Source organism: Halosimplex rarum, from assembly GCF_047715405.1.
Classification (GTDB): domain Archaea; phylum Halobacteriota; class Halobacteria; order Halobacteriales; family Haloarculaceae; genus Halosimplex; species Halosimplex rarum.
Window position 1 is genome coordinate 2,547,668 of record NZ_CP180412.1, and the last position, 16,977, is coordinate 2,564,644.

Genomic DNA, 16,977 nt, shown 5'->3' on the forward strand with positions numbered 1-16,977 from the left:
CGGTCGCACTCAGAAGGGGAGCCGCTCGCGTATCTGCCCGAGGAACGAGTCGTCGTCGGGATCGACGGGACCGACGACGCCCTCTTCGGGGACGATGACGGTGCGGTGGTCTTCCTCGGTGGCCTCGATGAGGCCGTCTTCCTTCAGGTCGGCGAGCGCCGCTTCCAGGGCGTCGATGTCGACTTCCACGCGAGACCGGAGTTCGAAGACGGTCATCCCCTCCTCGCGCCGGTTGGCCAGCGCGTCGAGGACAGCGACCTCCACGTCGTCGCGGTCGCGGTACTCCGGTTTCGCCCTCATACCAGTGTGTTCGTCGGGACGGGTCTTACGCTTATCCCTCGATCCAGTCGTCCAGCGGGGCCGTGGAGGTGTCGGCGCGGTCCCGCCAAACGCCGGAACGCTCGGCGTTCGGACAAACAGCACGCTTATGTTTCGGAGACGACGAACACGTGGTAATGAGTATCAAGTGTTCGCTCCTGGGGCACAGTTTCGGGGAGACGACTGTCGAGCGGGAGCGCGAAGAAGAGGGGACGGAAGTGGTCATCACCATCACCGAGATGGAGACCTGTTCCCGCTGCGGCGAGTCGCGCGTCGTCTCCGAGAACAAGGAAGTGACGACGCTGGAGGCTCCCGACGCCGACGACGCCGCGGGGGGCGGCGCCGACGAGAGCGACGCGTCGACCGACGAGTTCGCGGCGACTCCTACCGACGACGGGGGCGGGGCCGACGACGCGGACGACGCCGCTCCCGGGGGGTCCGACGCCACCGACGCCGTCATCCTCGGCGACGACACCGGCGAGGAGTCGTCCGCCCAGGCGGAGGCCCGCGGCGCCGAATCGGCGATCCCCGACGCCGAATCAGACGACCCCGTCGAGAGCGACCCCGACGGCGAGGACGCCGTCATCATCGGCGACGCGGAAGACGACGACCGCGACCCCGGCGAGTGGCCCGACGACGACGAGACGGAGGCCGCCCCGGACGACGCCGACGGCGGCGCGGACGCCCAGAGCGAGACCGAAGCCGACGCGGACGCAGACGACGACCGCGACCCCGGCGAGTGGCCCGACGAGCCGACGGACCCCGCGGAGCGAGCGGGCGAGTCCGACGAGGTGGAGATTCTGGACGACGGGCCGAGCGCGGACGACTCGTCGACCGCCGCCGCGGGGGAAGCGGCCGAGTCCCAGTCCGCCGACGCTGACGCCGGGGGGTCGCCGGCGGAGACGGCGGACGTCGCAGAGGCGACGAGTTCGGCCGACGCGGCGGACGAGGTGGCGGCCGAGGCCGACGACGGCCGGAGCGCCGGTGCCTGGCCCGAGGAAGAGGGGACCACGAGCGGGGCCGACGCCATGGGCGAGTGGCCCGAGGCGACGAAGCGCGACAAACCGGCGGACAGCGAGGTCGCCGGCCCGTCGCTCGACGGCGAGGACGGTCACTCGATCACGGTCCCCGAGGGGATGTTCAAGTGCTCCGAGTGCGGCTTCACGACGGAAGCCGACTCCTCGTCGCTCCGCGCTGGCGACTTTTGCCCCGAGTGTCACCGCGGCACGCTGCTCCAGCCCGAGGACACGTCGGCGGCCGAGGAGTAGCGGCGGTCGCTCGCGGACCGCGATCCGTGCGGTCGCTCGCTCGAAAAAGGTAAGAACGGGGCTTGCAAAGGGTCGTCCATGCGGGAGTACAAGATGCGCCGGGGAGAGCACCTCGAAGAGCGTATCGAAGACATGGAGGCGACGATCGAGGACTACTTCGGGACCATCTCCACCACCGAGGAGTACAAGGGGAGCGACCTGCACGTGGTCGAAGACCCGGAGAACCCGGTGTTCAAGCGCATCACGGCGGGCATCGTCGAGTACAGCGGCAAGAAAGACAAACTGGCGGTCGACTTCGAGGAGCGACCCGCCGAGGAAGTCATCGCAGAGGGGAACGCCGACGCCGCCGCCGACGCGGTCGACGCGAAAAACGACTTCCTGCTCGAAGCGACCGGGCGCGACGCCAAGAGCCGCCGCGACTCGATGAAACGCTCCGTCGAAGACAGCCCCGACGAGGCCGACGAAGTCTAACGCTCGTTTTCCCGACCGCGGGGGGAAGAAGTCCGCAATCCGCGGTCCGTTGTCCGCCGTTCGAGGTCGGTATCCGACGCCGAGCCGCGGTACCCCTAAATGTGTGTGGCACGGACTAACACACATCGCCCTCCCGGAGGCGACTCACAAGTATCCCGGCCGGGCCGCCGGGCCTGTGGCCATGGGTAGGGCCTGCCACAGTTCCTGTCGGCTGCCACCTCGCGTGAGGCGGTCACCCTTCGCAACCGGCGGCCCCGGTAAATGCTTTCTGGCGGCTGTCCGGTCGGTGAGCGGAACGACCTTCTGACGGCGACCTCCGTGGGCCCCCCGTCCCGGTCGGTCGCGTCGAGAGAAACTGCGGCAGCTGGCGTCCGCTGGCCGCGGCGAGCGCCGTCGCGGTGGCCGATCGCCTACTGCCCGAGCGGGTCGCGGTTGATCGCGACGCCGTGGGGCGTGATGATGAGCTGGTCGTCGCCCTTCTGGGCGATGTCGCCGCCGACCTCGTTGGCGACCTGCTTGAGTTCGTCCGTGATGTGCTCCATCGTCCGGTCCTGGGTCGTGTGACGCGTGATGTCCGCGATGACCACGTCGCCGTCGTAGACGGCGTCCTTGATGTCGATGACGTCCTGCTTGTCGCCGATCTTCGCGATCCGGAGCTCCATCCGGGTCGCGGCCCCCCCGGCGTCGACGCCGTCGCTGTCGATCTCTACGTAGTCGTCCTTGTGGCGACTACCGGCTGAGTCCCCGAGGATCTTGCTCATTAGTCCCATACACTGTCTCCCGGTCGCTGAGGGTTTGTATTTTACGTCAGACATCCCTCGCTGTCCGGACATTCGCACGCGTTGGTCGCTTCACCGCAGCAACGCCGCTAGCGTCGTCCCCTCGACCACCCAGTCGGCGGGCACGGTCTCTCGAACCGCCAGGGTCACCAGGTCTCCGCCCCCCTCGCGACCGTGCATTGCCGCGACGGACCCCATCCGCAACGTCTCGCCCTCGGGCACCTCGACGACCGAGACGCGATAGGTCTCGGCCTCCGGCAGGGCGTACCGCTCGACGACGGCCTCGCGGTCGAGAGTCTCGTCGAACTGGTCCGCACGGTGGAGCCACCGGTCCCCGTCGAGTCCATCGGGCTCGAACCGGAGGTATCGCTCGGACCGTCCGGTCTCGAGCCCCATCACGATCGAATCCTCCGCGAACGGTCCGGTCATCGAGTGGAACTGTCGCGTCGTGGAGGGATGCGGGTTTCGGTCAGGTTCGGGTCGGCAGCCGTCGCTCGTCGCAGGCGAGAAATGCTGTCTCGAGGAGTCCGATCGGGCCTCTTCGCTGTTCTCAGTCCAGTCGGTCACCGGTCTCTGCGTCGACGACCGTGTTACGAGCGCGACTGTGAACGGCCGTGACCCTGTCGCCGTCCACGTTCAGTGCGTACACGTTGCGGTCGACCGGCACCGTCCAGCGCCGTTCGCCGTCGTCCTCGAAGCCGTAGACGACGGCAGTGTCGTCGGTCCCGTTGGCGACGACGACGTGATACCCGTCGCCGGTCGCCGTCCGGGCGGCCGGGTACTCGATCTCGTGCCAGCGCCCACCGACGTCGGTCAGGAACGCGCCCGTCTCGGCGTCGATGACGGTCTCCGGTGCGCCCGCGCGGGCGACGGTTCCCCGGTCGTCGTCCGTCGTCAGCCCCTCGACGTCCGTGTCGAACGACCGCTCCCAGCGGTTCGTCCCATCCTCGTCGAACCCCGCGATCCGGCCGCCGGCATCGCTGTACGAGTTCGCGGCCAGTACCGTGACCGCCCCGACCCGGGCGACGTGCTCGACGGGGTACGGCATCTCGATGGACTCGCCGCCGATCCTGAACGCCGACTCGGGCCAGTGGTCGATGATGGCGCCCGTGTCGGTGTCGAGTTCGAAGAAGTGGCCGGTGTCGGCGGCCGTGACCAGTCGGTCGCCGATCGCGTGGATCCGCTCGTGGCTGTAGGACACCGCGTCGACTCTGTGGGCCTCGCACACGTCGACGACCCACTCCACATCGCCGTCCGGCCCGATGCGGACGACGTTACGCTCGGACTGCTGGACGACGCCGACCGGATCGCGGATCGCAGGTTCGTCGGTGACGACGACGAGGCTGTCGTCGACGCGGCGACAGTCTCGGATCGTTGGTGTTCTGACCGCGTTCTCGTCGGTGACGAACCGCGACTCGCGCTCACTCGTCGTCACCTGAACGCCAGCATCCCGACACCACGTCCCGAGTGCGTCTGTCACTGTATGCATAGACCGGATCCCGGGAGTGAAATATCTATCTGGCTCCCGTGACCGACGTGTGGACGACACTTCCCTACGTCGGATCTAGTGGGCGTCACAGACCCCGTCGGCAGGGTACGTGTTCGTCCCCGAGTCGTCGTACTCTGCTGAATCCCAGGCGTCTTCGAAGTCCATTCCGGACGTGTCGACGTTCAGGTCTTCGATCGTCCCGAGTGGCAGCCAGCGTTCGTCGGCGATGTCTCTCCCGTTGGGGGCCTCGAACTGTATCGTCCCGCCTTCGACGGCTCCGTCACTAGACCACATCTCAGCCGATTCGATCGGTTCTGCAGGGTTGTTGAGCGCCCTGATATCGCCGGTAGTGATCTCACTCGTGTAGCTGATGCTCAACAGCGTGTCTTCGGGAACGTTGACCTTCCCGAGGCACGTGTAGTCGGCCCAGGGATAGTATTGGGCGCCGTTGCTCTCTATCATCGAGTCGTCGAGTAACGCGAGGTCCTGAACCAGCGTCTTCGTAGACCGGTACCTGGCGTCGCGAGGTCGCGTCAAGTAGCTTCCCTTGATGTTGCCCTCGTCTCCGTAGACTCTCGCCAGCTTCAGTTGTTCGTCGGTCTCGATCCGGGTCACGATCCCGGGTGCGCGGTGGGGTGGGATTCTCGTCCCAGAGGTCCTGTGATTGATATTCTCGTCGACAGCGGGCTTGAACCACTGGATGTCGTGTTCTTCCCCGAGCGGTTCGCCATCGTTGTCTCCGTCCCAGGTCAGGTATTCCAGTGTGTCTTTGATGCGTTCGGTATCGCGCAAGACGACCATCCCCTTCCAGTCGTCGGCGACTGACCTATCAGATTCATCGAATACGTACACGAACATGCTCTTGTAACTTCCTTTGACGAGCGAGCAGTACGTGTCGACGATCTCCTCCTGTTCGTCGTCGTTGGCGTCCTCGTAGCGGTCTTCCCCGGTGTCGTCGAGCGCGTCGGTGAACGTGTCCTCGTTGCAGCCCTCCATCTCCCCGTCGGCCAGTTCGATGTCGCCGTCGCTCTCGACCTCGAACTGCGAGAGCACGCCGCTTCCGCCCGATCCACCGTTGGGGAGGAACGTGTCGATCGTGTACTCCCCGCCTTCCTGCAGGTTGCCACAGGAGCTGAAGTCGACGTCCGACGGCATGAAGTCGGGACCGGCGTGGGGCCACGTGCCCGAGCACTTGTTCCGATACACTTCGGATTTCCACTGCTTGTCGCCCACCCCGAACCGCGGCTTGGGGTAGACGGTCCCGCCGGGGACGGGGATCACGACCCCCGTCTCGCTGGAGAAGTCGATCGGGTCGACGCTCCCGACGGTCCGCTGCTGGCCCTGGATCTCGAGTTCGACCGGCTGGGCCTGGCGGACGTACGTCGTGGATTTCGGGCTGGCCGGGTCGTCGTTGCTCGCGGTCACCTCGAAGCGGCCGTACTCGCCGGTGACCTTGACGTTCCAGTAGTCGATGGAGAGATACCAGTACGAGGGCCACGGGATGACCGGGACGCCGGGGTGGCCGAAGGTGTTGTGTTTGCGGACCGCCATCGGGGCGTGAGTCGTGTCCGCCACCTCAGACGGGCCGGCCTGTTCCGGCCGGACTGCCGGGGAGGTGCCGCGCATCACCGGTGTCACCGAGAGGTAGGTCGGCGCCGCGTCCACCGAGTACTCGACGTCACCGGTGAGCCCGGCGTCCTCGAACGTCCCGGGTGTGACCGTCGTCCCCTGGTTGTTGATGAAGCCGCCGGCCTCGCCCAGTAGATCGTTGAGGACGTTGGAACTCCCGTCGACCCCCTCCGATATCTCTTCGTTGACGTCGTTCGTCGAGCTCTCGCGGGCCGACTCGACGCGGTCGATCCAACCGTGGACCGCTTCGTAGTACTCCATCCGGCCCTCGACGAGGGCCTTCTTCCGAGCCGTCGAGTAGACGCTTCCGGTGTCGAAGTAGACGTAGCGCCCGGTCGTGACCTGATCCGAGAGACCGGAGAAGACGCCGTCGCCGGTCGCCATCTCCATCGAGGAGACCTGGATGGGGTCGACGTCACCCGGTGAACCCGACCCCCCCTGGCCGATCATGTGCCGGTAGATCGACTCCGCCTCGCTCTCGAGGGTCGATTCGAGGGCGCTGCGCTCACCGCTGCTCAGGAAGACGTCCGAGTCGAGTTCCGTCTCCGGAGTCACCTTCCCGTCGACCTGTCCGTCGAGGCCGCCGGCGCTCTTGATGCTGCTGATCGAGATGTCGGACTCGAGGTCCGACTCGACGGTTCCCGCGCTGGACCCGCTGACGCCGAGCCCTTCCTCGACGGACTTCTCGAGCGCCTCCTCGAAGTTCGGACCGCTCCCGGAGTACGGCTCCTCGATACCGAAGGGATCGACCTTGATCGTGTCGTCGTCGCTGTACGTCCCGCCGATTGTGACCGTCTTCTTGAACTCCACCGTCGACTCGTCGTCGAACGTCTGGCGCTCGTAGCACGGGTCCTCCTCGTTCTCGTTTTCGCACTCGACCTCCCGCCTGAACCGCGCCGAGTGTTCCAGCTTGTTGCGGACCGTTATCGTGTAGGTGTGGAGCTGTCGGGTCTTGCCGGTCTCGCCGTTCCACGTCTCCTCGTGCTGGACGTCGAACTCCTCGTTCCCGACGAACGAGATACCCCCGCTGCTGCTGATCTTCTCCCACTCGCCACCCGGGTCGGCCTCCGGGAAGGCCCCGTCGGTGTGCGACGCGCTGTCCGCCGACGCGGTCGCGGTGTAAGAGAAGACTCTGTCGACGGCGTCCCCGAGGTGATCGGTGTTCCTGAAGTCGTCCGGGAGGGTGACGTCAGTCTCGGGCTCCTCGCTCGCGAGCGGGTCCTCCGAGTTCGCCTCGTCTTCGTACTCCGCGTCGAAGTCGATCGCTTCGCCCCTGACTTCCTGAAGCGCCGGATCGGCGAACTTGTCGATCGCAATCTCGCTTTTCTCCTGTAACTTCTGTTGGGCCTGCTGTCCGATGACCTGATTGAGAACCGCTTCGATGCTCTCCGGCGTCTGGCCGGACGCGCCGCCGGTCAGGAACTTCGTCGCTTTGCAGAAGTCCTTCGCGCCGAATCCGAAGTTGTTGTACACGTCACTGACGCTGCCGGCCCCTTGGGTTCCGGTGTTGTCGCCGCCGACGTCGTCGCTACCCCCACCGTTGTTCCCGCCGTTGTTGCTCCCACCGTTGTTTCCGCCGCTGTTGCCCCCGCCGTTGTTGTTCCCGCCGCTGTTTCGATTCCGGTAGAGTTTCTCCGCGTTGCGGGCCGCGACGCAAGACCAGGCGGCGAGCATCACGCGGTCCGCGGCCGGGTCCTGGGTCCCGAAGGTCTTGCGCTGGAGGGCGAAGTTGGCGTCGTTCGCGAGTACCTCGAGCTCCTTCTTCATCACCATCTTGTCGAACACGCCGCTCTGCGCGCGCGGAGCCATCCGCTCGTAGTAGGCCTTTCCGTACATCAGCGGATACAGACGGGCTGCGAACCGTTTTCCGAACCCGTAATCGGTGCTGCCGAAGAAGTCCGCCTTGAGGCTGTCCTGATAGCTCTGGACCTTGTCGTGGATGAGGAACGTCGTCGTGCTGACGGTGACCGTCACGTCGTTGGTCTGTTCCTCGATGATCTCGCCCTCGCGCGAGACCTCGTAGGTGATGTCCTCGACCGTCGCCTTCACCGTCCCGTCTTCGACGTCAGGCGTCCCGCTATCGCTCCCGACTGTCAGCGTAACCGTGTCGATGGCTTCCTCGACCGAGGACTCGCTGTAATCGATCGGCGGTATCGACATCCGGGTCGTCGTCCCGGTCTCGGTGTACTGGGCGGCCCGGAGCCGCTCCCGCATCTCCAGGTACACCCGGAGCTTCACGTAGCGTTTGAACACCGACTCGCTGCCCGAGTCGAGCGCTCTCCCCGCGGGCGTGTCGGCGGCCACCGTCACCGGTTCCTGGGCGGCTTTCCTCGCGGCATCGGCGGTCGACTCGCGGAGGACCGTCTGGGTCGTGGCCGACGCCTGGTCGATGGCCGTCGAGACGTCGACTTCGGGCTCGGGGTCGGGTCGCGTCTCCATGTAGCCGACCACGGAGACGCTCGTGACCAGCAGGAACACCCCCACGATGGAGAACGGGATGCGCGCTCTGTCGCTCGATGCGATCGTCAGTGTTCTGGGTCGGTCTCGAGTCATTCGTTCCAGGTGTACACGGTGATCGTCACGTCGCCGGGTCGGACGACGTCTGCGAGCGTCTCCGCCTCGAAACTCCCGCCGTACTCGTCGTCGCGCAGCTCCCTGAGATCCTCCTCGATCAGCAGTGAGAGGTCGGTCTCCAGGTCGCTGTTCAGCTCCCGGGCGTTCGCCTGCGTCTGGCTGAGATAGTTCCGACCGGTGACGGCCGGTGTCGTGTCGTCGAAGTTGCTGCGGGCGTCGAGCACCTCCGCCATCCGCTGGTAGCGATACACGACCAGATCCCGCTCGAACCCGTTCCGCTCGAGCGCGAGCTGTGTCTCCCCCGGCGGGAAGTACCCGCGAATGATCGACCGGGCGACCAGGTCAGCGACGTCGGGAATCCCGCCGCGGCGGAAGGCCCGCTCGACCTCGCTGTCGCGCAGCGGCGGCATGTCGCTCGACAGCGTGATCGTCGACGTCGAGTAGTCCCCGCCGGCCGGCGGTGTCTGGCCGACCTCGACGCGACCCTCGATGGCCGACCCCTCGTACGGTCGCCAGAGCGCGACGACGTGTGCCGACTGGTCGGCGTCGGTCAGGGCGTTCCGGATCGTCCCCTGCAGGGACTTCCGGTAGTCGACACCCGACCGAGTCAGTCGCTCCGGGTCGGCCGACGGGTCCAGGAGCGTGCTGTCGTCCCCGTCGGGGAACCGCGCCTCGATCACGGTCGCGTCGGCGAGCTGTGAGAGGATCGGGCCGTGCTTCGTCCGCTCGTAGTCGGACGGGCCGTACGGATCGTCGTCGAACGGGTCGTCACGGCCGGGATCGTCTTGGATCGGGTCCGTGATCGGCTCCAGGTCGTACTCGGTGGTCACCGTCACGCCCGCGAGCGTGTCTGCCGTCTGGTCGGCCAGCCGCGGGTCGTGGGTCCGCTCGGTCCCCGTCATGAAGAACGTGAGCGTCACGACCGAGGCGCTCACCAGCATGAGCGCCAGCGAGACGTCGACGACCGTGCTGACCGCCCGCCGACCGCCACGGCCCGTCACGGTCGCCCCCGTTCGGACCGGATCCGAACCCCCGTCCGGCCCGTCCCGTTCCCCCGTCGACACGACGATACTGGCTGCATACCACTATTGGCCCCGTCATGTAACTTAAACTCAACATGGCCGGGGTCGGACGTCGGCGGATCCGCCGCCGCTCACTCCTGCCAGGCGACCACGTGGAGCCGCCCGCCGCGGACGTCACCGGGGCCGTACTTCACCGGGATCGGGCGGCTCCCGTACTGGCTCTCCTCCGGCGATCCGTGCTGCTCCATCCCGTCGACGATATCGTCCGTCGTGGCGCCCGTGGGCTCGTACCCCTCCTCGGTGACGATGTCGTACTTCTCCTCGGCTTGAGACCCGGAAGTGTCCTCGTTCGCCGTCGTGATGTTCAGATACACGTGGTACCCCTCCGGGAGCGCCGACGGGTCGAGGCTCGACAACTCGTCGGAATCCCTGACGTAGACGCCGGCCACGTTGATCTCGTCCCAGACCCGGTCGAGCGTTCCGGTGGTGACGTCCCGGTCGCTCGTCCCCGGGAGGGTGTCCGTGACGAAGCCCGCGTAGACGCCGATGGCGATGGCCATGACGCTGACGGCGAAGAGGGCGGCTAGCGGCTCCGTCTGGGCGCGCCAGTCAGACGTCGACGAGCGTAACATGGGTGTCTTTCCAGACGACGTGTCGGATCCTGAGCCGCCCGTCCGCGGGCAGCCAGTCCGCCTCGTCGCCGTCGTCGAGGCGGTCCTCCGCCGCCTCCTGACTGTCTTTGTAGGCCGTTTCGAAGTCGCTCGGGCTGCCGTAGACGTCCGAGACCTGCACGCCGTCGAGGACGTCCTTCAGGTCGTCGTCCGGCCAGACGGGCGCCAGTTCCCCGAAGGAGATCGAAGCGTACGACCTGCCCCCGTCGTTGCGGAGCCGGATTCCCTCGCTGTGGACGAAGTACTCGTCGGCATCGTGTTCGTAGGTCCCCGTCGCGTTGTACCCGCTCCCGGCGACGTCGTCGACGGTGTTTGCGACGGCGTTGCCGTCCGGCGGTGGTTCCGATGGCAGGGCCTGTACCACGCCGAACATCGCGACGCTGACGATGGACACCCCCAGGAAGACGTACCACGCGTCGGCGGGCGCTTCGAAGTCCATGCCGTGTTTGGCCGCGTGACGGTATTTAAATCCACACAGCGGGTGGAACACCGCGACGTCGCTGACTCCCGCCGTCGCGGCCGGTCACATGATCATGCCGACGAAGAAGACGGCGAGGACGTACAGCGGCGTCGAGGAGACCAGCGATCGGCCGACGTGGTAGCCGACCAGCGAGCGGTCCAGCCCGTGGCGGAGACCGATGGAGAGCGTCGTCAGGATGACCGACATCAGCACGACGTACGCCCCGACGACGAGCCCGAGCTGGTCGATGGGGAGCGGGTCGGCCGCCATCTCGCCCGCGGCGTCGAACCCGCCGGATCCGACCATCCCCTCGGCAAGCGCCACCGTGGAGCCGGCGACCATCGGGCCGAAGTAGGCCGCCGTGTTGTCGAGCGTTCCGGTGACCATCGAGAGCTGCCGCTTGGCCTCGTTCTCGACCTCCTGGAGTTCTTCGAGGTGGTCGGCCATCGAAACGATGGCTCGGCCCGCGGGCTGGCCCTCGTCGGCAGCGACGGCCAGCAGCGACGCCGTCCCGCGCGCCCGGGGACTCGGGATCCCGTTGAGGGCACCGTACTCGCCGAAGAACGCCTCGTCGACGCTGACGTGGAGTCGACGCTGGAGCCCCGCGGCCTGCTCGAACACCTCGCCGGTCTCGCCCGGGACGCGGTCGCCCGCGTGGTCGATAGCTGACTCGACCGCCTGGCCCTCCGAGACCTGTCGGCCGACGAGGTACAGCGCGTCGGTGAGGTGTTCCTCGACGGACTTGACGTACCGTCTGACTTCCATAATTGGCTGGAAGAAGGTGAGCAGCGCCGTCCCGACCGAGAGCCCGATGCCCGCGATTGGCGCCAGATAGCGCGGCCCGACGAAGTAGGTCGCCGCGGCCGCACCGCCGCCGAAGACGGCGCCCAGTGCGAGCGGCCACCATATCCGGTTCGGGACGTCCTCGTGGGTGCGGTCGATGTCCGGCGGCGGGAACGCGACCGGTCGCCTGACGAGCAGCCACACGCTCGCGGCGACCAGCCCGACCGGCAGGAACAGGTTGTAGATGAGGACGAAGAAGACGATCGAGACGTTGAACCCGGCCAGTGAGACGGCGGGAACGAGGGCGACGAGTGCCATCGGCAACATCACGCCGAAGGCGTAGAGCGCGGTCGTCGGACTCTGGATGGTGTTGGTGAACTCCGCCATCTGCTCGCGGGTGCCGTTGAGGATGGCGTCGAGCGACCGGTCGAGCGTCCGTGCGCGTTCGGCCTCCGGCGCGTCCTCGGCTGTCGCGAGCAGGTGCGCCGACCGCCGCAGCGCCGGGAAGTCCTCGGCCCAGTCCTCCGCGAAGGCGATTAGCCCGGTCCGCGGCGTCCCCATCGCCTGGTCGATGTGCGCCCCGAGGCTCTCGGCCAGCGGTCCGTAGCCCGTGTCGGCCGCGAAGCGGATCGCCGTCTCGGTGGCCGGCTGGATCTGCATCCGGAGGACGGCCCGGCCGACGAGGTTCGGCGTGTCGCCCAGCGCCTCGGTCCGGCGGAACGCGGCAGCCAGGACCGGCGCCGTGTGGACGCCGTTGATCGTCCCGACGGCCAGCAAGAGTGCGAACACCCCGAACAGCGGGGTCACCAGCCCAGCCAGGACCGGCAGCAGCAGCGCGAGGAGCGTCACGATCCCCGCTCCGTAGCCGGCGCGGACGAGCGTCTCGGGGTCGAACGGCCACTTGACGAACGCCAGCGAGTCGACCAGCTGCTCGCTCGTCTGGACCTCGTAGGGGTAGAGCCGCGCGAGTCCGTTGACGGCCAGTGCGGTCTTGCTCATCGGTGTCCTCCCCCGCGAGTCATTCCTCGAGTCCGCGGCCAGCGTAGGCCGCCGCGACCTCCGTCGGCGAGGTCAGCCCGTCGTCGGCCAGCTGTTCGAGGCGGTCGCCGCGTCGCTTGACCGCCTGCCGGACGTCCGCGTAGGCCTCGGCCGGTCCGGTCAGACGGTCGACGAAGCGACTCTCGCCGCGGTCGATTCGGTTGGTCGAGCGCGCGACGTCACCGTCGATCTGGTACAGCGGCGCGAAGCGGATCTCCTCCTCGCCGACGATGACCTCTTCGATGGCCGAGAGCCGGCGCTTGCGGCCGTCGGTGGTCTCGTAGGCCTGGACGGTCACCACCAGGTCGGTCGCGCCGAACGACGACGGCGGGACGTCCAGGTCGGAGACGACTCGCTCGAACACCTCGTCGGCGCCGTCGCCGTGGATGGTCCCCAGCACCGCGTTGGCGTTCGCGCCGACCCGCATCGCCTCGTAGAGGACTCGGGCCTCCTCGCCACGGATCTCCCCCACGACGAGCGCTCCGTCCCCCAGCCGGAGAGCGGTCCGGAGCGCGTCCGCGGCGGTGATCTCCGGGCCGGTTCCGGTCCCGGTCCGCAGCGCCTGGACGTCGCGGTCGACCCGCTGGAGCTGTCCGACCGGGAGCTCCGGCGTGTCCTCGATGACCACAGTCCGCGTGTCGGCCGACAGCTCGTACAGCAGCGTCCCGAGCAGCGTCGTCTTCCCGGCGCCTCGCGTCCCCGCGATCAGGGCGGCGGCGTTCCGCTCGATCGCTACGGAGAGGAAACCGGCCGCCTCCGGCGGGAGCGTCCCGTTGGCGACCAGCGCCGGGAGCGTGAAGGTGTCCTCGGCCTGCTCGCGGAAGGCGAAGGCGACCCCCTCCGCGACCGGGTCGGTGACCCCCGCGATGCGGACGCCGGTGCCGTTGTCGAGTCTGGCCGTCGCGTCGACGGTCGGCGTCGCACGCGAGAACGCGCGTCCGCTGGTCTTGCGGATCCGGGAGGCCAGCGCCCCGCCGCCCGCAGGGGTCAGGTGGACGTTCGTCGCCATCGCCTGCCCGTCGACCTCGACGCGGATCGGGTTGTCCTCGACCGGCGAGGTCGCGTAGACGTCGGTCACCCGCGGGTCAGAGAAGAGGTCTTCGAGCACGCCGTACCCGCGCGTGTGCTTCGCGAGGACCGCCGTCAACAGCGGGTCGGTCGGTCCGTCGCTGGCGTGTTCGATCGCCCGCGAGGCCGCCCGTTCGCCCTCGACGAGTCCGCGTGCGATGGCCTCGTAGCCGTCCAGCAAGAGGTGACGCTGGTCGACCGACAGCGAGATGTCGACCGGATCCAGCGCGTACAGGGGGACGCTGTCCGGTCGGCTGTACACCCGCGCCTGGCTCCCGGTGTCGAGGTCGATCACGTCCCGGAGCCGCGCGCCCTCGCCGACGGACTGGTCGACGAAGTAGTGGCCGATCGTCAATCCGACGTTCGGTGCGAGCACCGTCTCGTACTCGTCGAGGCCGGCAGCGGCGCCGACCAGCCCCGACTGCGCGCCGATGTCGGCGACCGGGCCGACGCGATCGGCCAGTTCGCCGGCGACGCTGATCGGGTCCTCTGCCGCGACCGATTGAAGCCGGTCGTCGCGGTCCCCGAGCAGGTCGATGAACCGCCCCGCCGACGCGAGCAGCGAAACCGCCCGGTCGTCGTAGCGGTACCTGAGCCCGTCCGAGGTGACGAACAGCGACGTCACCTTGTGGTCGACCAGCGTCTCCACGACGGCCCGGCGGCAGGCGTCGGTCGCCCCCAGGTCGCCGTCACAGTCCGCCGCGTCGACGGTGAGCACCTCGTCTTCGACCGTATGCTCGCACGAGCAGGCCTTCGTACCAGCCTCTGTGAGGAACCTGTCGGCGAGCCCGTCGAGGCCGACGGAGTCCAGCACCGACTCGACGGAGAGCCCTGACGCCTTCGACATGCCGGGAGTGGCCGCCCGTTCGGATTTAAAACTATACACGCCCGAGGCCGGCGACAGCGAACCACGACCGCGACGACGGAGCACCGACGGCAGAGGCAGCGCCGGTCCCCTCACTGCGGACGGCTGAGGACCACGACCGGCTGGTCCAGTGACTCGGACCGCTCCAGCGTCAGGACGAACCGCTGGGTCCCGGTGGAGAGGCCCAGTTTCACCTCATTGCCGTTCACGTTGACGATCGGGGCGTCTATCATCGCGGTCCGTCTCGGCCCACCCTGGACCCAGTACCGAACCACGCTGGCTTCCGCGTCGGGACCCAGTTCGATCTCGATCCGCTGGACCGGCGCCGTGAAGTACCCCTTCGTCGGGAACGGCGCCTCGACGACCCGCTGTGGCCCCCTGACTCCCGCTGGCGGGAGGGTCTCCTCCTCGATCAGCGAGGTCGCCGCCACCTCGATGTCGGCGACGGCGGTCTCGACCTGCTTCTGGCTCCGGTCGACCGCCGCCTGCTCGATCGCGGGCATCGAGATGCCGATGATCGCGACCGTCAACAGCACCGCCAGCACGTAGCGTATCACGGCAACTTCGACCGCAGCGACGAGAGGAACCCGCCGTCACTTCCGTCGTCGTCACTCCCGCCGGTCCCGACACGTTCGTCGATGGCCTGTTGGTCGGCCTCCGCCGTGGGCGACCGCTGGCCGCCACGCTGGTGGCCAGCCGCGGGCTGACCACCACCCTGCTGTCTCCCCTGGGTGGCCTGCTGAGTACCGCCTCGCTGGCGGCCGCCGCCCTGACCGCCCTGCCCGCCGTCCTGGCCGCGGCCGTCGAAGAGCCGTTTGAGCGACTCTTCGGGGTCGTCGGCACCGCCGCCATCGGCTGACTGCTGGGTCGATCCCCTGCTCCCGTGCTGTGACTGTGTCGTGCCCCCGTTCCCGGTCCGGGGGTGGTTCCCTCCGGCGCCCCCGGTCGGCGGCTGGGCCCCGCCCCCATTCCCGGTCGGGGGGCGGCTCGCGCCGGCGCCGCCCCTGTGTCCGCCCGAACCCACGGCGCCGACGGTCGCCTCCAGGTCCGCGACCCGCTGTTCGAGCCGATCGACGGTCGCCATCGCCGAGTCGGCCTGTTGTTCGATGTCCTCGTTGACCGAACGGATGTTCCCGACGAACCCCTCCATCGCCTGCGACCGCGACTCCACGTCCGCCAGGCGCTGCTCGATGTCGTCGAGGCGGTCGTCGAGGCGGTCGACGTCCTCGACGAGCGAGGAGAGATCGGCCAGCTCGTCGAGTTCGTGGTCACCGTCGACGACCGTCCGCTCGACGGCGGTCAACCGCTCGTCGAGCCGTTCGATGTCGCTCATATCCCCTTTGCTTCCGTCTTCGTACTTAAACCACAACCTGCCGCCGAGTTGCGAGGCCGGCGAACGCGCCGGACGCGGTCGACCGGTCAGTCGTCGAGCGCGACGTCGCTGGCGCTCGGACTGTCCCCGCCGTGAGGGGTCTCCCGTCGGCGGACGTTCGCCGCGTGGACCGTCTCGGTGGCGTCGTCGATGACGATCACCTCGCCGGTGCTGGTCGGGAGCCGCTCGTCCAGCGAGGTCTTCATGTACGTTGGCTGGGCGGCCTCCAGCGCGTCGAGGTCCTCCTCGGAGGTCAGGCGATGTGAGACGATCACGTCGGATTGGGAGATGGCGACGTCCGAGACGGCGCTCGGCCGCTGGGTCGCGAGGACGAGGCTCACGCCGGGGGCGCGGCCGCGGGTCAGGATCGTCTCCAGCGCAGCCTCGCCGACGCCCTGGAAGAACGTGTGGGCCTCGTCGAGCATGTACCACGGGAGCCGCGCGATCTCGTCGTTGACCCGCGCCCGGTAGAGCGCCTCGCCGACGCCGCGGACGACGGCGTTCATCGGCGCCGAGTCCAGTCCCGAGACGTCGAGGACGCTGACCTCGCCGCCGGCCAGGTCCCCCGCCGAAAGTCCCTCGGGGTCGAAGATCCCCCACGAATCGGCGATGTTGAGGTGGTTGATCGCCGCCCGCTTGTCGGTCCCCGGCGCGTCGGTCGCATCGACGTGCGCGCGCATGTCGGCCAGTGTGCTCTCTTCCTGGGCGGCCTGCCAGACGAGTCCACCCGCACCACTCTCGGGAGAGAGGTCCAGCAGCGCACACCACGACCGCGGGTCCAGCGTCGTCGGCGTCACCTGCGGGTCGGTGATCACCTCGGCCGGGACCGGGTCGCCCTCGGAGGCTTCGCCGAGCGTCGGGAACACGCCCATGGGGTCGGCGATGACCGGTGCCACGCCGCGGGCCCGCGAGAGCGACTCCGCGACGACCCCCAGCGTGTAGGACTTCCCGTAGCCGCGCTTGCCGACGACCAGCATCGCGTGGGGCCCGTCGAGGTCGAGGTGCAACGGCGCCCCGTCCGACCCGTCGAGCGCCCGGTAAGTCCCCAGGTGCCCGGACGGCCCCTTCTCGACGCCCCCCTGCCCGCGTCCGATTACGAATGTCACGAGAGACGATAGTTCGCTCACCGTACTTGTAGCTTCGGTTCAAGGTTTAAGTACGATGGCGGGG

The 16,977-nt window shown here is 68.2% G+C and carries 15 protein-coding genes; 2 read left to right on the forward strand and 13 right to left on the reverse strand.

Annotation, left to right across the window (positions count from 1 at the left end):
• Positions 1 to 9: 9 nt before the first annotated feature.
• Entirely contained in the window at positions 10 to 300 is a 291-nt protein-coding gene (locus ACMGFH_RS12265; protein WP_415378731.1) for a DUF6432 family protein, read from the reverse strand.
• A gap of 155 nt (positions 301 to 455) precedes the next feature.
• Here ACMGFH_RS12265 and ACMGFH_RS12270 point away from each other — a divergent pair, with 155 nt between their 5' ends.
• Positions 456 to 1,586 carry a hypothetical protein gene (locus ACMGFH_RS12270; RefSeq protein WP_415378732.1) on the forward strand — a complete coding sequence of 377 codons (1,131 nt, stop codon included), beginning with the start codon at positions 456 to 458 and terminating at the stop codon, positions 1,584 to 1,586.
• A 78-nt stretch (positions 1,587 to 1,664) separates the two neighbouring features.
• Positions 1,665 to 2,057, forward strand: a complete 393-nt coding sequence (locus ACMGFH_RS12275) for a DUF5611 family protein (protein WP_415378733.1) — start codon at positions 1,665 to 1,667, stop codon at positions 2,055 to 2,057.
• A 410-nt stretch (positions 2,058 to 2,467) separates the two neighbouring features.
• Here the strand turns inward: ACMGFH_RS12275 and sepF are convergent, their stop codons facing one another.
• From sepF to ACMGFH_RS12335, 12 genes are all read right to left on the reverse strand, one after another.
• Positions 2,468 to 2,827 carry a cell division protein SepF gene (sepF, locus tag ACMGFH_RS12280; RefSeq protein WP_415378734.1) on the reverse strand — a complete coding sequence of 120 codons (360 nt, stop codon included), beginning with the start codon at positions 2,825 to 2,827 and terminating at the stop codon, positions 2,468 to 2,470.
• A gap of 81 nt (positions 2,828 to 2,908) precedes the next feature.
• A complete protein-coding gene (locus ACMGFH_RS12285; RefSeq protein ID WP_415378735.1) occupies positions 2,909 to 3,232 on the reverse strand; it encodes a hypothetical protein in 324 nt (107 codons plus the stop codon).
• Positions 3,233 to 3,386: 154 nt separating this feature from the next.
• Positions 3,387 to 4,316, reverse strand: coding sequence for a hypothetical protein (locus tag ACMGFH_RS12290; protein ID WP_415378736.1), 930 nt, complete (start codon positions 4,314 to 4,316; stop codon positions 3,387 to 3,389).
• A gap of 84 nt (positions 4,317 to 4,400) precedes the next feature.
• The gene (locus ACMGFH_RS12295) at positions 4,401 to 8,507 is read right to left on the reverse strand and encodes a hypothetical protein (protein ID WP_415378737.1); all 4,107 of its coding nucleotides are present in this window, start codon (positions 8,505 to 8,507) and stop codon (positions 4,401 to 4,403) included.
• Complete coding sequence (locus tag ACMGFH_RS12300; RefSeq protein WP_415378738.1) at positions 8,504 to 9,529, reverse strand: hypothetical protein; 1,026 nt, start codon at positions 9,527 to 9,529, stop codon at positions 8,504 to 8,506. The genes ACMGFH_RS12295 and ACMGFH_RS12300 overlap by 4 nt, the downstream gene beginning before the upstream one ends.
• A 152-nt stretch (positions 9,530 to 9,681) precedes the next feature.
• Positions 9,682 to 10,182 (reverse strand): hypothetical protein, encoded by a 501-nt coding sequence (locus ACMGFH_RS12305; RefSeq protein WP_415378739.1) that lies wholly within the window; start codon positions 10,180 to 10,182, stop codon positions 9,682 to 9,684.
• On the reverse strand, positions 10,160 to 10,660 hold the full coding sequence (locus ACMGFH_RS12310) for a hypothetical protein (RefSeq protein WP_415378740.1): 501 nt from the start codon (positions 10,658 to 10,660) through the stop codon (positions 10,160 to 10,162). Before ACMGFH_RS12310 ends, ACMGFH_RS12305 begins: the two co-directional genes overlap by 23 nt.
• 84 nt (positions 10,661 to 10,744) lie before the next feature.
• Positions 10,745 to 12,463, reverse strand: a complete 1,719-nt coding sequence (locus ACMGFH_RS12315; protein ID WP_415378741.1) for a secretion system protein — start codon at positions 12,461 to 12,463, stop codon at positions 10,745 to 10,747.
• 19 nt (positions 12,464 to 12,482) lie between these two features.
• Positions 12,483 to 14,417 carry an ATPase, T2SS/T4P/T4SS family gene (locus tag ACMGFH_RS12320; protein WP_415378742.1) on the reverse strand — a complete coding sequence of 645 codons (1,935 nt, stop codon included), beginning with the start codon at positions 14,415 to 14,417 and terminating at the stop codon, positions 12,483 to 12,485.
• Positions 14,418 to 14,527: 110 nt separating this feature from the next.
• The gene (locus ACMGFH_RS12325) at positions 14,528 to 14,992 is read right to left on the reverse strand and encodes a hypothetical protein (RefSeq protein ID WP_415378743.1); all 465 of its coding nucleotides are present in this window, start codon (positions 14,990 to 14,992) and stop codon (positions 14,528 to 14,530) included.
• Entirely contained in the window at positions 14,989 to 15,768 is a 780-nt protein-coding gene (locus ACMGFH_RS12330) for a hypothetical protein (RefSeq protein ID WP_415378744.1), read from the reverse strand. Before ACMGFH_RS12330 ends, ACMGFH_RS12325 begins: the two co-directional genes overlap by 4 nt.
• An 86-nt stretch (positions 15,769 to 15,854) precedes the next feature.
• On the reverse strand, positions 15,855 to 16,913 hold the full coding sequence (locus ACMGFH_RS12335; RefSeq protein ID WP_415378745.1) for an ATP-binding protein: 1,059 nt from the start codon (positions 16,911 to 16,913) through the stop codon (positions 15,855 to 15,857).
• Positions 16,914 to 16,977 lie beyond the last annotated feature (64 nt).

Bases quoted from the DNA above. Each gene is read 5' to 3' on its own strand.
- ACMGFH_RS12265 (WP_415378731.1), bottom strand. From the start codon at position 300: ATGAGGGCGAAACCGGAGTACCGCGACCGCGACGACGTGGAGGTCGCT.
- ACMGFH_RS12270 (WP_415378732.1), top strand. From the start codon at position 456: ATGAGTATCAAGTGTTCGCTCCTGGGGCACAGTTTCGGGGAGACGACT.
- ACMGFH_RS12275 (WP_415378733.1), top strand. From the start codon at position 1,665: ATGCGGGAGTACAAGATGCGCCGGGGAGAGCACCTCGAAGAGCGTATC.
- sepF (WP_415378734.1), bottom strand. From the start codon at position 2,827: ATGGGACTAATGAGCAAGATCCTCGGGGACTCAGCCGGTAGTCGCCAC.
- ACMGFH_RS12285 (WP_415378735.1), bottom strand. From the start codon at position 3,232: ATGGGGCTCGAGACCGGACGGTCCGAGCGATACCTCCGGTTCGAGCCC.
- ACMGFH_RS12295 (WP_415378737.1), bottom strand. From the start codon at position 8,507: ATGACTCGAGACCGACCCAGAACACTGACGATCGCATCGAGCGACAGA.
- ACMGFH_RS12305 (WP_415378739.1), bottom strand. From the start codon at position 10,182: ATGTTACGCTCGTCGACGTCTGACTGGCGCGCCCAGACGGAGCCGCTA.
- ACMGFH_RS12310 (WP_415378740.1), bottom strand. From the start codon at position 10,660: ATGGACTTCGAAGCGCCCGCCGACGCGTGGTACGTCTTCCTGGGGGTG.
- ACMGFH_RS12315 (WP_415378741.1), bottom strand. From the start codon at position 12,463: ATGAGCAAGACCGCACTGGCCGTCAACGGACTCGCGCGGCTCTACCCC.
- ACMGFH_RS12320 (WP_415378742.1), bottom strand. From the start codon at position 14,417: ATGTCGAAGGCGTCAGGGCTCTCCGTCGAGTCGGTGCTGGACTCCGTC.
- ACMGFH_RS12330 (WP_415378744.1), bottom strand. From the start codon at position 15,768: ATGAGCGACATCGAACGGCTCGACGAGCGGTTGACCGCCGTCGAGCGG.